Annotated in this window: 14 protein-coding genes; 10 read left to right on the top strand and 4 right to left on the bottom strand. The window is 41.0% G+C overall.

What is annotated here, in order from left to right; genetic code table 11:
* The 4 genes from IBX40_00855 to IBX40_00840 all read left to right on the top strand — a co-directional run bounded on the left by IBX40_00855 (position 1) and on the right by IBX40_00840 (position 4,180).
* Positions 1 to 648 carry an HAD family phosphatase gene (locus tag IBX40_00855; protein ID MBE0522879.1) on the top strand — a complete coding sequence of 216 codons (648 nt, stop codon included), beginning with the start codon at positions 1 to 3 and terminating at the stop codon, positions 646 to 648.
* A gap of 37 nt (positions 649 to 685) precedes the next feature.
* Entirely contained in the window at positions 686 to 2,605 is a 1,920-nt protein-coding gene (locus tag IBX40_00850; GenBank protein MBE0522878.1) for a phosphoadenosine phosphosulfate reductase family protein, read from the top strand.
* A gap of 64 nt (positions 2,606 to 2,669) precedes the next feature.
* The gene (locus IBX40_00845) at positions 2,670 to 3,899 is read left to right on the top strand and encodes an ISAzo13 family transposase (GenBank protein MBE0522877.1); all 1,230 of its coding nucleotides are present in this window, start codon (positions 2,670 to 2,672) and stop codon (positions 3,897 to 3,899) included.
* Positions 3,900 to 4,036: 137 nt separating this feature from the next.
* A complete protein-coding gene (locus IBX40_00840) occupies positions 4,037 to 4,180 on the top strand; it encodes a desulfoferrodoxin FeS4 iron-binding domain-containing protein (GenBank protein ID MBE0522876.1) in 144 nt (47 codons plus the stop codon).
* Here IBX40_00840 and IBX40_00835 read toward each other — a convergent pair.
* A complete protein-coding gene (locus IBX40_00835) occupies positions 4,177 to 4,941 on the bottom strand; it encodes an HAD family hydrolase (protein MBE0522875.1) in 765 nt (254 codons plus the stop codon). The two genes, IBX40_00840 and IBX40_00835, sit on opposite strands and share 4 nt — an antisense overlap.
* Entirely contained in the window at positions 4,934 to 6,442 is a 1,509-nt protein-coding gene (locus IBX40_00830; protein ID MBE0522874.1) for a 2-isopropylmalate synthase, read from the bottom strand. Before IBX40_00830 ends, IBX40_00835 begins: the two co-directional genes overlap by 8 nt.
* Positions 6,443 to 6,798: 356 nt before the next feature.
* On the opposite strand from IBX40_00830, the gene IBX40_00825 reads away from it, so the two are divergent.
* The 4 genes from IBX40_00825 to IBX40_00810 all read left to right on the top strand — a co-directional run bounded on the left by IBX40_00825 (position 6,799) and on the right by IBX40_00810 (position 11,215).
* Positions 6,799 to 7,515 (top strand): helix-turn-helix transcriptional regulator, encoded by a 717-nt coding sequence (locus IBX40_00825; GenBank protein ID MBE0522873.1) that lies wholly within the window; start codon positions 6,799 to 6,801, stop codon positions 7,513 to 7,515.
* Between the two features lie 56 nt (positions 7,516 to 7,571).
* Positions 7,572 to 8,384, top strand: a complete 813-nt coding sequence (gene truA, locus IBX40_00820) for a tRNA pseudouridine(38-40) synthase TruA (GenBank protein ID MBE0522872.1) — start codon at positions 7,572 to 7,574, stop codon at positions 8,382 to 8,384.
* Between the two features lie 19 nt (positions 8,385 to 8,403).
* A complete protein-coding gene (locus tag IBX40_00815; GenBank protein MBE0522871.1) occupies positions 8,404 to 9,432 on the top strand; it encodes an RsmD family RNA methyltransferase in 1,029 nt (342 codons plus the stop codon).
* Positions 9,433 to 9,952: 520 nt separating this feature from the next.
* Complete coding sequence (locus tag IBX40_00810; protein ID MBE0522870.1) at positions 9,953 to 11,215, top strand: ORC1-type DNA replication protein; 1,263 nt, start codon at positions 9,953 to 9,955, stop codon at positions 11,213 to 11,215.
* 8 nt (positions 11,216 to 11,223) lie between these two features.
* Here IBX40_00810 and IBX40_00805 read toward each other — a convergent pair whose 3' ends face one another.
* Complete coding sequence (locus tag IBX40_00805; GenBank protein ID MBE0522869.1) at positions 11,224 to 11,823, bottom strand: signal peptidase I; 600 nt, start codon at positions 11,821 to 11,823, stop codon at positions 11,224 to 11,226.
* 50 nt (positions 11,824 to 11,873) lie between these two features.
* Here IBX40_00805 and IBX40_00800 point away from each other — a divergent pair, with 50 nt between their 5' ends.
* Both IBX40_00800 and IBX40_00795 read left to right on the top strand, forming a co-directional pair.
* Positions 11,874 to 13,373, top strand: coding sequence for a DNA-directed DNA polymerase II small subunit (locus IBX40_00800; GenBank protein ID MBE0522868.1), 1,500 nt, complete (start codon positions 11,874 to 11,876; stop codon positions 13,371 to 13,373).
* A 13-nt stretch (positions 13,374 to 13,386) separates the two neighbouring features.
* Entirely contained in the window at positions 13,387 to 14,295 is a 909-nt protein-coding gene (locus tag IBX40_00795; protein MBE0522867.1) for a 4-demethylwyosine synthase TYW1, read from the top strand.
* Positions 14,296 to 14,320: 25 nt separating this feature from the next.
* Here the strand turns inward: IBX40_00795 and IBX40_00790 are convergent, their stop codons facing one another.
* Positions 14,321 to 14,956 carry a molybdopterin-dependent oxidoreductase gene (locus IBX40_00790; protein ID MBE0522866.1) on the bottom strand — a complete coding sequence of 212 codons (636 nt, stop codon included), beginning with the start codon at positions 14,954 to 14,956 and terminating at the stop codon, positions 14,321 to 14,323.
* Positions 14,957 to 14,982 lie beyond the last annotated feature (26 nt).

Raw genomic sequence — 14,982 nt, 5'->3', positions numbered from 1 at the left:
GTGCTAAAAGCAATAATATTTGATATGGACGGCGTTCTCATCGATTCCATGCCCTGCCACGCTGAGGCCTGGAAAAAAGTTCTTGCTGAAAAAGGTGTTAATATTACCAGGCAGGATATCTACAATATTGAAGGGTCTAACCACGAAGGTGTGATCAGGCTGATGTTCGGGAAGGCAGGTAAAGTTGTGGACATCAGTGAATTTGATGAACTTGCACAAAAAAAGAGGGAGCTTTTCAGGAGGAAAAACCAGTCAAAGCCATTCGAAAGTATTACTGAATGTCTTGATTTGCTGAAGAAGAAGTACCGTCTTGGAGTAGTTTCAGGGTCAGACCGGACAGAAGTACTGGATTTGATGGACCGATTTTTCCCTGGCGTATTTGAAATAGTTGTAGCCGGGGAAGATGTCAGGGAAGGTAAACCCTCCCCTGAACCATATCTCAAAGCAGTGAAGATGCTGGGTATTGAAAAAGAAGAATGTATTGTTATCGAAAATGCACCAATGGGTGTGGAGTCAGCTAAAAGGGCGGGTTTGTATTGTATTGCCATACCTGTTCATGTCCTGCCCCAAAAATTGGAACAGGCTGATATTATTCTGGAGAACCATGCTGCACTTATTGATTATCTTAAACACCATGTACTTATCTGAACTAATTATTACAAAAAAATCTAATCAATCATAAATCATGACCACACCCTATAAACAGAAAAAAATCAAACCAACCCAAAATGCATCCATCTTCTGGTGTTCAGATTGCAATCTTCCATTGATCAGTCATGAGTGTGCTATCTGCAATGCTAAAGGAAAACAGATAAACCTGGGGCTGCCGGGAGATATCAGGTTCTGCTCACCCTATGAACGCAGTATTCTTCATGACCTGCTTATCAGTCGATACGGGACTGACCCCCTGGACAACAGGATAATTCTACTTAATAAGATCGGTGGGGAAGACAAGACCGACCAGGTGGTACTGGACGGTTTTATCCTTGGCATAGTGCGGTATGATCTGAAAATTCTGGACTGGCAGTTGGACTTATCAATGGATGGTGCTGCCATACTTACAGGATATACCAACCAAAGGACAGTTGAGCTGTCAGACATCAGGGGGCATTTAAGCGGTAAGACGGTGAAGTCAGATCTGGTGGTGTCCTGTTCAGATGATATAAAGATGGGTAATGATGTCATAATCAGGAAGGGCAGCATGGTAGGAGTAGGAACAGCTCTGTTAAATTCTAACGATATGGCAAAAGACGAAACTCCAGCGGTCAGGATCAGGAAGATCGGCAGTACAAAATCCCGATTACACGAAAAAATACCATCAATGGATGATGTGATAAAGGCCAACAAACCTGCAATAAAACACCTGGGCAAGAATGCTATCAATACCATCAGGGGCATGGCCAACCAAAGAGAATTCCGCAGCAGACCAGTATACGTCTCATTCAGCGGCGGGAAGGACAGTCTTGCAGTGCTTGACCTGACTATGAGCGCTCTGAAAAAACCTCCCCGGGCGTACTTTATCAATACGGGTCTGGAATTCCCGGAAACCGTGGAATATGCACGGAAATTCTGCATTGAAAATAATATCAAGCTGGAAGAACTGGATGCGCGAGATGCCTTCGAACAGAACCTTCCAGATTTCGGGCCCCCTGCCAAGGATTACCGGTGGTGCTGCAAAGTCTGTAAACTGTCCCCTGCCACTCAGGTTGCTGGAGGCGGGAATTTCCTGACCATTGACGGCAAGCGCAAATTTGAATCATTTTCCAGGGCCCGGATCCCACCCAAAGAGGAAAATCCATTTGTACCGGGCCAGGTCAATATCTATCCGATCAAGGACTGGAGGGCTATTGAGGTATGGCTGTATATTTATTGGCGGGGCCTGGAATATAATCCTTTATATGACCAGGGATTCGAACGCATCGGCTGCTGGCTGTGTCCGGCAGCGCTCACAGCGGAATATAAACGAATGGAAATATTACACCCAAAACTGTACCGCACATGGGACAGTTACCTGCATGAATGGGCAGAATCAAAAGGCTTTTCTAAAGAATATATCAGGCATGGTTTCTGGCGCTGGCGTGATCACCCGCCAAAGATGAAACAGCTGGCCCAACAACTGGGTATTTCAATAATGCCAAAAGACGCAGAACCTGAAGCTTTCAATATAAAAATTGTATCTGGCATTTCACCCTGCAAGGCCGGAGGTTATAGTATCGAAGGAAATGTTAAAGGAATTAGAATAGAAAATGCAATACAGACATTGAAAATTGTGGGGGAGGTTCATTATTCAGAAGACCTGGGGGTGGTGATCAGCCAGACTCCTGAAGGAAGCATCAAGCTATACACAGACGGGACATTGCAGATCAATGCTCATGATGAAGAGACGGCCGGCAGGCTTTTTAATTCTGCAATCCGGCAGCTTGTCAGGTCAGCCAGATGTACAGGATGTGCGATCTGTGAGAAAGCCTGTCCTGAAAATGCAATAACAATTGAAGATAAATCTATTATAGTGACAGACAATTGTAACAGATGCGGTAAATGCACTGAAGTCTGTGTTGCTGTACGGTATCTGGATAAGATGAACCTGGGTTCTGGGAGCAGTTAGTAACTGCGCATAAATAACATGAACAATTATAGTAATATATGATGCCGTATTATTATGTTAGTATATGACAAACGTAGACATCATAAGAAGCAAATACGAACCGCTAAAAAATATCTTGGATGAGAGGACATGCCGCATATGGGCTGCTATAGAGGCGAAAGCAATAGGGTGGGGTGGTATATCAGAGGTGTCAAATGCTACCGGATTATCGCGAACTACGATTACCAGGGCTATGAAGGAGTTAAATAAGCTAATCGAGGGAAAAGAATTAGAAGTTGTGAAGATTCGACGTTCTGGAGGGGGACGTAAATCCCTCATTGAAAAAGATACTACATTAATACAAGATTTGGAAATGCTTCTTGAGCCTGCCACTCGTGGCGATCCAGAATCTCCACTACGATGGACTTGTAAAAGCACAAGAAAATTGGCAGAAGAACTTGAAAGACAAAATCATATAATCGGTGATAGAAAAGTTGCTCAACTGCTTCATGATTTGGATTATAGTCTTCAATCTAACAGAAAAACAAAAGAAGGTGCCTCACATCCAGATCGTGATGCACAATTCGAATACATAAATTCAAAGACGAAGCAATTTCAGGCTCGAGGACAACCAGTAATTTCAGTAGATACAAAAAAGAAGGAACTTATTGGGGACTTTAAGAATGTTGGCCAGGAATGGCGTCCAAAAGGCGAACCTGAAGAGGTTCAAGTTTATGATTTTAAAGATAAAGCATTAGGGAAAGGCATCCCATATGGTGTGTATGACATAACGGATAATGTGGGATGGGTTAGCGTTGGAAAAGATCACGATACTGCTGAATTTGCATGTGAGACTATAAGACGTTGGTGGCGGAAGATGGGAGTACAGCGTTATGCAAATGCAAATAGTCTATTAATTATTGCTGATGGTGGTGGCAGTAATGGCCGTCGTTCACGACTATGGAAGGTATCACTTCAAAAATTTGCTGATGAAACTCAATTAAAGATTTCAGTGTGCCATTTTCCACCAGGTACGAGCAAATGGAACAAAATTGAACATAGAATGTTCTGCCATATTACACAAAACTGGCGTGGAAAACCATTAGTGAGTCATGAGGTGATGGTAAATTTAATAGGAAGTACTACAACAAAAAAAGGTCTGAAAATAAGTGCAGAGATAGATAGGAATGGATATCAAACAGGAATTAAAATCTATGATAAAGAAATGGATGAATTGAACATTGAAAAAGATGATTTCCATGGTGAATGGAATTACAAAATATGTCCACGAAATAATAAAATTTGTTCAATTTAATTATGCGCAACTCCTTAGGATATAACAATTCAGCATTACCCATAGCTTAAATACGATATTCCCGGACTCAATAAAATATTAATAATAGCACGATAGAATACTATTATCAAATAAATTATCAAATGGGGACGAATTAATTGACTGAAATGGGCGATATCTACTTATGCGAGATATGCGGTAATGAGATCGAAATACTGTTTCCTGGTAACGATCCATTGATATGCTGCAATCTTGAAATGGTACCAAAGGAAGAATACTATAAAGAGCGCATGAGCCGTTAGGGACCAAGATCCACGATACTGTCAAGGATAGTATCAGGTCGTATCCCTGATATTTCAATGTCCTCTATACCGGAAGATCCTGTCAGGACCAGTACGGTCCTCATACCTGCATTGATCCCTGCCAGAATATCTGTTTCAAGCCGGTCACCTATCATCACGCATTCTCCATTTTTCAGGCCATATTCATTTAGCAGCACATCGATTATGGGTTTATTGGGTTTTCCTATCACAATAGGGTCTTTGCCGGAAGCAGCCTTTAGAGCAGCAACCATACTGCCTGCGCCTGGCAAAAAACCGGATTCAGTAGGCAGCAGGGCATCGGTATTGGTAGCTATAAATCCAGCCCCTGCTCTAAGGTTGTCCAGACCAAGTTCCAACTTGTGATAGGTGAATTCCTTATCCAGACCCACCACAACCAGGTCAACGTTCTGTTGGGATATGGTATGCCCTTCCTGTTCCAGTTCCTCGATAAGACCAGGCTCTCCGATACAATAGACAGTACTCGGACCATATTGTTCTTTGATGTAAACAGAAGCAGCATAAGCTGAAGTTATCACATCACTGCCGGCGCACATGATGCCCATACTCTTCAGCTTATTGGCAACTGATTCTCTCGAACGTGTGGAGTTGTTTGTCAGAAAGATCACACGGTGGCCTGCATCCCTTAAACGGTCAATGGCCTCATCGGCTCTGGGAATAATATTTTTCCCGAGATATACAACACCGTCCAGGTCAAGAATATATGTCGCAGGATCAGTCATCGTGTGGCATCATGAGTACATGATTCATTGCAGTTACAAGGGCTTCCACTGATGCCATCACAATATCTTCATTGGCGGCTCTGGCTGTCATGATGTGACCCTTATCATCCTCAACCCCGATGATAACTTCAGCCAAAGCATCCGAACCACCCGAAATTGCTTCGATCTTGAAATCCCTGAGTTTAATGGTTTTATGCCCGTCAATGATTTTCTGTACCGCATTCAAGGCTGCATCTACAGGACCTACTCCGGTTGATGCTTCTATCTTTTCAATCCCTCTGACCCTGGCTTTTACAGAAGCAGTTGAGGTTATTAAATTACCTGTCATAACCGAGACCTCCAAAAGATCTATAGGTCTTTCTGATTTTTTGACTTTACCCATAATGGCCTCAGCTATGGCTATCAGATCTGCATCTGTTACCTTCTTACCCTTATTGCTCAGATCTTTCATCCTTGACATGATCTCATTCAATTGATCAGGGTCAGGGTCCAGACCGGCAGCATTCAGGGATTGGCCAACCGCATGCTTACCTGCATGTTTACCTAATACGATCCTTCGTTTGTGGCCTACCATTTCCGGTGTCATGATACCTGGCTCAAAAGTATCAGTCCGGGTCAGAACACCATGAGTATGGATACCACTTTCATGAGCAAAGGCATTTTCACCCACAATAGGCATGATGGGGGGGATTCTCACTCCCGTATACCTCTCGACCATCCTTGACGTTTCAACCAGGTACTCGGTATTGATATTTGTTTTTGCTCCATAGATACTATGAAGGCTCATAACAGTCTCACCCAGATCTGCATTGCCTGCTCTTTCTCCCAGACCGTTTATGGTGACCTGCACCTGATCTCCACCTCCTTCAACTGCAGCAAGACTGTTGGCTACTGCCAGTCCGAAGTCGTTATGGCAGTGCACGTCTATATCTATGGTAATGGCCTTTCGGATCTCACTTATCAGGTCCTTCATACCAGATGGTACGATAACACCTACTGTATCAGGTATATTAATAACATCGCATCCTGCATCCTGTACTGCCTTGTTAATCTCTAAAAGATAATCAAAATCTGTACGGGTAGCGTCCATAGCACTGAACATGCACTTTGCACCATGGTCTTTAATATATTCAACAGCTTTAACTGCCATATCAAGCACTTCTTCTCTGCTCTTCTTGATGGTGTGAATACGCTGTATATCTGATGTTGGCACAAAAGTATGCACCATATCCACTTCGCAATCAAGACATGCATCAATATCAGACAGGACTACCCTTGACAATCCACACACTTCCAGTGACAGCCCCATCTTTGCGATCTCTGATACATTCTGTTTTTCACCATCTGATGACATGGGGAACCCGGCTTCAATGATATCTACACCCAGCTTGTCAAGCTGTCTCGCAATTTCATTTTTCTGCTCAAAAGTAAGAGATACGCCAGGGGTCTGTTCACCATCTCGCAAGGTTGTATCAAAAATAGTTACATGTTTGCCACGTATCGATTCAGTGATATAGAAAACGATCCCTCGCTTTAAATTCTTCCATATAAAAAACCTCAAATATAAAGTTGGTTTATGATATAAAAGGCTTGTTACAGTTCATATATTACTTTCACCTTGCTCTTGGCTTTGGTTAATAATTATAGCAATCGCTTTCCAAATCGAGGTGATTAAATATGGAAGATATTTTCTGGAATGGAATAATTAAACGGGCTGCTGAACATCAAAATATTAATAGACGAAGTCAATTCAGCAGGCATTTTTTAAAGATACAACCATATACAAAAAGCCAATAACTGCGAACTATTTTGCAGTTAACGCTATTTATTTGTATAAAATGAGACCTACTTTGCAACATGGAAAAATATGAAATAAATAACAGTGAAAAATTCCTTGTTCTGCCATTAGGTGATGACTCCAAGAAAATAACACAGGTCATTACCAACGACACAGCCAGGGAAGTATTGGAATTACTGGCTGAGCACTCAATGAGCGCATCTGAAATTGCCAATAAATTAAATACTCCACTAACCACGATAAAATATAATCTGGAGAATCTCGTAGAAGCAGGGCTTGTAAAGATCGAACGTATAAAATACAGCGAAAAAGGAAGGCAAGTAAAGGTTTATGCACCTGTTCGTAAATTGATCGTAGTAGTGCCCGAGAAAATAGATAATGGTTCAATCGTCGATATCCTGAAAAAATATCTCGGAGTTTTCCTTGCTGCAATATTGGCTACCGGTCTTGTTAAATTATTGACAGGTCCATATTTCAAATTAAATAATACAATTATGTCTAAAAAATTTGAAGGGATGTCATCAGATGAGATGGTATCCAATGTTTTCTATTATGCCGGAGATGGTGTTGGCAGTGCTGTAAATGAAACTGCCAATAAGATGATGGTAAATGATACTACCGGGGCGGTAATTTCCGAAGTTGCACAAGAAGCCCAGAAAGCCGCAGATTCAGGATTTGTTTTCGATAATGGCCTGTGGTTTTTGTTTGGTTGCGTATTCATAATCGGTGCTCTAATAATTGTTGATTATATTCGCAGTAGAAAAAAACGATATTAAGAATTTATTGAGTTAATTTTAATATAACATAAGCTTAAATCACATCGATTGATCGTATGAGAATTGCTTTGAAGGTAGCGTATATCGGTACTGATTACCATGGATTCCATATCCAGAAAAACGCCTATGCTGTTGAGAATGAACTTTTCAAGGTTCTCGAAGAACTTAACATCATCAAAGATCCAAAAAGTGCCCGCTACATTGCTTCGGGTCGAACAGATACAGGTGTTCATGCACTGGGACAAGTGATAGCTTTTGATACAGACAATCCAAAATTGGCTATACCAAGAGTGATAAATAATTTATTGCCTCCCTCTCTATGGATTTGGTCAAAGGCTGAAGTTGCGAATGACTTTAATCCGAGAAGACATGCTCTGAGCAGGGAGTACAGGTATATCATGTGTGGGTGCATAAATATCCCTTTGATACGAAAAGCATCAAGATTTCTTAAAGGCACTCATGACTTTTCCAATTTTGCCACTTCGGACGGGGATAAATCTACTATAAGAACGGTTAAACGTATTGACATCAGATTAGACGACGATTTTGTCACCCTGGATATTGAAGCAAATAGTTTTCTATGGCATATGGTGAGAAAAATCGTCACTGCAATTCAGATGATAGGTGATGAGGTAAGGGATATGGAATGGCTGGAGAAAATGCTGCAGCCTGAAGAGTTCAAGGAGGGTTTGGAACCTGCACCTGCATTCGGCCTTTTGCTTAAAAATGTGAACTATGGCTTTGATATACCATGGGAAGATGATGCATATTCTAAAAAAATTTTTGCCAAACGACTGCTAGAAAATTACATTTGGTATGGAATAAATGCAAAAATATTCAATGAATTCATAAAGAACATGCAATCCTAATATCATAACAATCTAAAAGATGACTTTAATAGCTTTTGAACTGTCTGGCGAACATCCTGATCTCCCTGCTGCTGAGGTAATCGGGGTTTTACAAGCCGAAAATGTTGGTTTTTCTTTATATTATCAACTTGATCAGATTCTTGTTATTGAAGTCCCTGGAATTATTATTTCTCAAATGAATACACTGGCCAATCGACTTGCCATGACGTGGTATATTATCGAAGTACTTGGGATTTCAGGTGCCGAATTTGCAGATATCCTAAAAATGGCTGAAGGTATTGAGTTTGAAGATCATATTTCCAGGACATATAATATAAGGACCAAGAAGATAAAGCACAAGAGTCATATTTCATCTGAAGAGATCGAGCGTGGAATTGGGAAAATTCTTTATGATAAAGGATTTAAAGCCAATCTAAAAGCCCCTGATATTAGATATCGAGCGATAATTTCAGATAGTAAATGTATCTTCGGAAAGGTATTGGAATGCATTGATAGAAGTGTATTTGAAACCCGCAATCCCCAGAACAAGCCTTTCTTTTACCCTGGTGTCTTAATGCCCAGGCTGGCGAGGGCTGTGGTAAATATTGCTCGTGTACGACAAAATGATATTGTTCTGGACCCATATAGCGGTACAGGTGGATTGATCATAGAGGCGGGACTCATTGGTGCAGTGACTGTGGGGTGCGATGTACAGAAGATGATCATTAATGGTGCAAAGCTGAACCTTGATTTTTACGGTGTCAATTATTCTGTCTTTCTACAGGATGCAGGAGACATGGCAATAAGAGATAATTGTGTTAATATTGTACTGACCGACCCGCCGTACGGACGCTCCGCACTCATACAGGCGCAATCCCTTGAACAATTGATGATGCACTCTTTAAATGAAATATACAGGATCCTGCGGTTTGGCGGACGTGCTGTGTTGGTTTCAGAATGTAATATTGAGGAGTGGGCAGAGGATTCTGGTTTTGTGGTGAGTGAAGTGTATACCCAAAGGGTGCATCGGAGTCTGACAAGAAGGATCAGTGTACTTGAAAAGGTTTGATTTATTTTTTCGTGTTTAATTAGTTCGGACTACACCATCCCCATGATTTCCATTGGAAATTAAAAAAAAATCGGGAAATTGTGCAGTTGTATTTATTAAGCACTAAATAGAAATGTTTATATAATTTTATTTACCAACTAAAAATGATATATTTTTCATTTTTTATTTTTTGTTATTCTTTCTGTCATTTTTTATTTTAAATCTCCAGTGGAAATCATACGGTCCCTGTCCTATTTATATTTTCCAGTGGAAATGGGGGGGTGATGAAAGAAATCATCATGATAATAAATTAACATTTAGAAAAATACAATCAAAAAAAAAATGAATATCATTTCGAATACTGTTTGTTTTTCTACCTATCTTATATAGAGTTCTACAGGAAATTGGGGGGTGGTGACCAGAACGTTTAAAAGGTATACTTCCAATGGAGCTATTAGGATTCTAACTCAAATATCAGGGTGATGATTTATGAGGAAGGTCAATAATTTTCAGCAATTTTTTAATAATAACGGGTGTGCTAATGTTAGAAAAAGAAACAGAAAAAACTGATAAAAAATCTTTATTCGAAGATTATCTAAATAATGTAGTAATTTTCAAGAACAAAGAGGTTCTCAGGCCTACATATACTCCAAGTCAGTTACCTCACAGAGATCATCAGATAAAGACCCTTGCCAGTATATTAGTGGCAGCCCTTAGAGGAGACACACCTTCTAATATCTTGATTTATGGAAAAACAGGAACAGGAAAAACTGCTGTAGTTAAATACGTGGGTAAGGAACTGGAAAAGACAGGCGAGAATAATGAAATGCCCTGCTTTTTATTCTATTTGAACTGCGAAGTAGTAGACACTCAATATCGATTGTTGGCAACCCTTGCAAGACACCTTGGCAAAGAAGTTCCTATGACAGGCTGGCCCACTGACCAGGTATATGAAGAATTTAAAAAATCTCTTGATTCAGAAAAAAGGGTAGTCATCGTAGTTATGGATGAAATAGACAAATTGGTAAGAAAAGGAGATGATGTATTGTATAATCTCTCCAGGATCAATGCGGATCTGAAAAATGCAAGGGTAAGCATTATTGGAATATCCAATGACCTGAAATTCACTGAATTTTTGGACCCAAGGGTAAAAAGTTCTTTAGGGGAAGAAGAAGTTATTTTTCCTCCTTATGATGCTGAACAGATCTATGATATTTTAGAAAAAAGAGCTGAAATGGCGTTTAAGGAAAATGTCCTTGATCAATCTGTAATCGGACTTTGTTCAGCTTTTGCAGCCCAGGAACATGGAGATGCAAGACGCGCCCTGGATTTCTTAAGAGTATCAGGAGAGATAGCTGAGAGATCCTTGTCTCCGGTTGTCGAGGAGAAACACGTAAGAGAAGCTCAGGAAAAGATTGAGTCTGACAGGGTTGTCGAAGTGGTCCGAACCCTTCCAACTCAATCCAAACTGGTGCTGTTAAGTGTGGTATTGCTAAGTAAAGAACGGGATAATAATATCTCTACCGGTGAAGTATTTAATATCTATAAGGAAATGTGTAAGGAAATTGGAGCAGATATCCTTACCCAGCGCAGAGTGACAGATCTCATATCAGAACTTGATATGCTGGGTATAATCAACGCCATTGTTGTAAGCAAGGGTCGATACGGCCGCACCAAGGAGATTTCTTTAAGCGTCCTTCCTAATAATACCAGGTATGTTTTACTTGAAGATTATAGAATAAAACCACTTGAGGATTTCAAACTCTCTTTTGGTGCACAGTCCTTATTAGTCAATACGTTCTGAGGAATATATTATCGTATCAATTTGATAATCTCTTCTTTTATCATTATAGGATATCCAAACCATGGTATTCTCCATCGTGATACACCCATGACCCATTCTTCTTTGATCGGACGCCCCTCACTTATTGGAATTGCCTGGTCATTAACTGTGTTATTATCCCCTTTTGTTATATAGCCTGAATAAGGAGCTGCAGGTCCTCCATTCCACATAGGCTCTCCGACCTCCACCCAGTACATAGCCCTGTGGATGATGGGAATCTGAGTGGTATCACCGTTCTTATTGTACAGGATTACGTCTCCGTAATTTCTAAAGGATTTGTACTCACTGGTAGCACCATCCTGATAAGTTATTATATTAGTCCTGTCTGGATTTTGATAGATTACCAGATCACCTTTTTTCATATGTGGGTCCATACTTCCAGATATAACACTAACGGCAGGGACTCCAAAAACACCAAGAGTAAGATATGAAACTACCATTACTGCTAATATGACCGCTGCTACGAACAGCATATCCCGGGTCAGTTCAACAAAAAAATTCTCACTTGTCTTGAACCTTCTATATAAATGTTTTAATTTGGAAAACGTTTCATTATCTTTAAGTTCCATATGTGCGAATATTTATTGCGTGTAAGGGGATAATAGTTTGTGCGAATTTTATGGATAGAATAAATCACACTTCATTTATTGTAGAACAGTTTGCAGAAGCCGGTTACCAGATTCATCCAGATGCTGTATCGTTAATTATGGAGCACGATCCCGATTCTCTTATTATCAACAAGATCCTGGAATCATTGGATGAGTCCACACTGGTTGTTGGTCCGGAACATATTGGTTCAAGATTTACAGATAAATGTGTGGCTCCTTCGGAATCTGAAATCAATCAATTTCATAAAGATCCCGATTATGAGGATGAGTGGATCGGTGAAATGGACATTCTTTCTGATATTACTGACCAATCCACCTGTGTCGGTGAATATGAAGAATTTGTGGACTATTTCAGAGACCGTTTTTCCAGGTTGAGCGAACTGTTGCGAGGTCGCGGAGTAGGTTTCAGGCCCATAGAAAGCCTGAATAAACGAAAAACCGGCCTGGTAGAAGGTCGAGAGGAAGTATCTGTTATCGGAATGGTATCTGATCTGCGTACCTCTAAGAACGGTCACAGATTTATTGAGATTGAAGACACCAGCGGATCGCTTAGAACAATAGTATTGAAAAAGAACAAGAACCTCTTTGATGATGCCATGAAAGTGATGCTGGACGAAGTGATAGGGGTTACAGGTACATTGAGCGATGATGGAGACATGCTGTTTGTAAATAATATCATGTGGCCTGACCTTCCAATGAGGACAGATAAAGTACTGGGAGAGAAGAACAGCAATGGCAAAGCTGTGCTAATCTCTGATGTGCATGTGGGCAGTAACACATTTCTGGAAGATAAATGGCTGGATTTTATTGAATGGTTGAAATTCCCTGTGGGAAATAATGGTTACATAACAGATATCAAATACCTGGTAGTTGCTGGAGATCTAGTGGACGGTATTGGAAAATACCCGGACCAGGAAAAGGAACTCCTTATAAGTGACGTGTACGAACAATACAGGGCAGCTGCTGGATATATTAGCCTGATCCCAAAAAATATCAAAGTTATAATATCTCCTGGCAACCATGACGCAGTGCGCCAGGCCGAACCACAGCCCACTTTCGACGATAAGATACAAAAGATGTTCAAAAGAGATGTGGTATTTGTGGGTAACCCGGCAGTAATCTCAATTGAGGGGGTCCGCATTCTGATCTATCACGGCCGCAGCATGGATGATATTGTGGCAAACATACCTGGTATGAAATATGATGATCCTACAAAACCCATGATAGAGATGTTGCGGAGACGTCATCTTTCACCTATGTACGGCAGCCGGGTATCTATTGCACCAGAAAAACACGACCATCTGGTCATTGATAAACCTCCTGATATTCTACACTGCGGTCATGTTCATACAGTAGGCTGTAACACCTATCGGGGAGTTACACTGGTTAATAGCGGCACCTGGCAGTCCCAGACAGAATTCCAGCGGCGTATGAACCTGCAGCCTGACCCGGCCAAAGCCACAATTGTTGATCTTGCAACTATGGACACAAATATTATCTCATTTCAGTGAATCTTTAGGACAAATGAACTCTTTTGATATATTCAAAAAACAAGGGTATCATATTGTGGGCAGTCACAGCGCTGTCAAGCCCTGCCTCTGGTCAGGCAGATCCATAAAACTGCAGGGCAGCTGCTATAAATCCAAATTTTATGGTATCGATTCCCACCGCTGTATCCAGATGACCCCATTTCTTGGATGCAACCAGGCCTGTCTACACTGTTGGAGGCCCGTGGAACATCCTGTGGAAGTTCCCAGGGTATGGGATAATCCTGAGGAAATTGTGGAAGGTTGCATCCATGCACAGCGAAGACTGATGTCAGGTTATGGAGGATTGGACAAGGCAGATCCTGAAAAATGGAAGGAATCGCTCGCACCCAAACATGCTGCCATATCCCTTGCAGGAGAACCCACATTATATCCTTATCTTCCTGACCTTGTTGATGAATTCAGGGACCATGGACTTACTACTTTTGTGGTCACCAACGGTACCAATCCTGAAGTGATTGAAAACATCAAGCCCACCCAGCTTTATATGAGCCTGGACGCTCCCGATAGAGAGACCTATATGAAGTGCTGCAATCCCAACCACGCAAAACAGTGGGAGAAGATATTGCATTCATTGGCAGTCCTGCACGATCATCCTGCCAGGACTGCCATAAGAATAACACTGGCAAAAGGTAAGAATTTTGTTAACACGACAGGTTATGCGCGTTTGATAGAGTTAGCAAATCCTGACTTTGTGGAAATCAAATCTTATATGCATCTTGGATATTCCCGTAAACGCCTGGATCGAAGTGCTATGCCCCTACACCAGGAAATATTGCAGTTCTCAAACGAACTGGCCCTGGAACTGGACTACAAACTTCTCGATGATGTGGAACTCAGCCGTGTGGCACTGTTATCGAAGAATGAAAAGATACAAAAAATATAATAAGTTATTTTAAAAAGTCTACTCATCATTCAAAAGCGGGCCCGCCAACTTCAGCATTATTACTATATCCTCTGCTCTCCCAGTATCCTTCATAGGGTTTATCTGTCAGTTCGATTCGTATGATCCATTTGGCCCATTTATATCCGAATTTATCCTCAGCCATCAATTGAAGAGGAAATCCCCTTTCATCAGGCAGGGTCACATCGTTTAGCTTATACGCTAAGATAATATTGTTATCCGGAAGGTAAGTCAGGCTGTGGGATGTGGAATAACCATCTGAGGAATAGAAAATTACCTCAGTAGCATTATCCTTGATCCCGGTTACATTCAGTAAGGTCTCTAATGGGACTCCTGTCCATTTTGCAGTAAAACTCCACCCTTCCACGCAATTCAGTGAAACCACTTTTGAAGTTGGAGGATATGCAATTAATTGATTGTAGGTAAAATAAACTGGTCTATCCACCAGTCCATCAATCTGTAATTTGTATGTTTCCACATCAATATGTTGGGTCCCTTTTATAGCATTGTTGCCCTGCCTGAAAATGGGAGTGAGTTCTATATTCTGGTACTCCGTGCTTTCTGTCTCTTTTCTAAAATCATCAGGCAATTCTACCCAGGGAATATCAATCTTGTTTTCACTCCCATTTTCTGCTAAAGTCATAGTTGATGAAGATTCGGGAACTACGG

The sequence above is a fragment of the Methanosarcinales archaeon genome (assembly GCA_014859725.1).
Taxonomy (GTDB): Archaea; Halobacteriota; Methanosarcinia; order Methanosarcinales; family Methanocomedenaceae; genus Kmv04.
The sequence above is the reverse complement of the archived record's forward strand: the minus strand, read 5'-3'. Positions and strand labels throughout refer to the sequence as shown.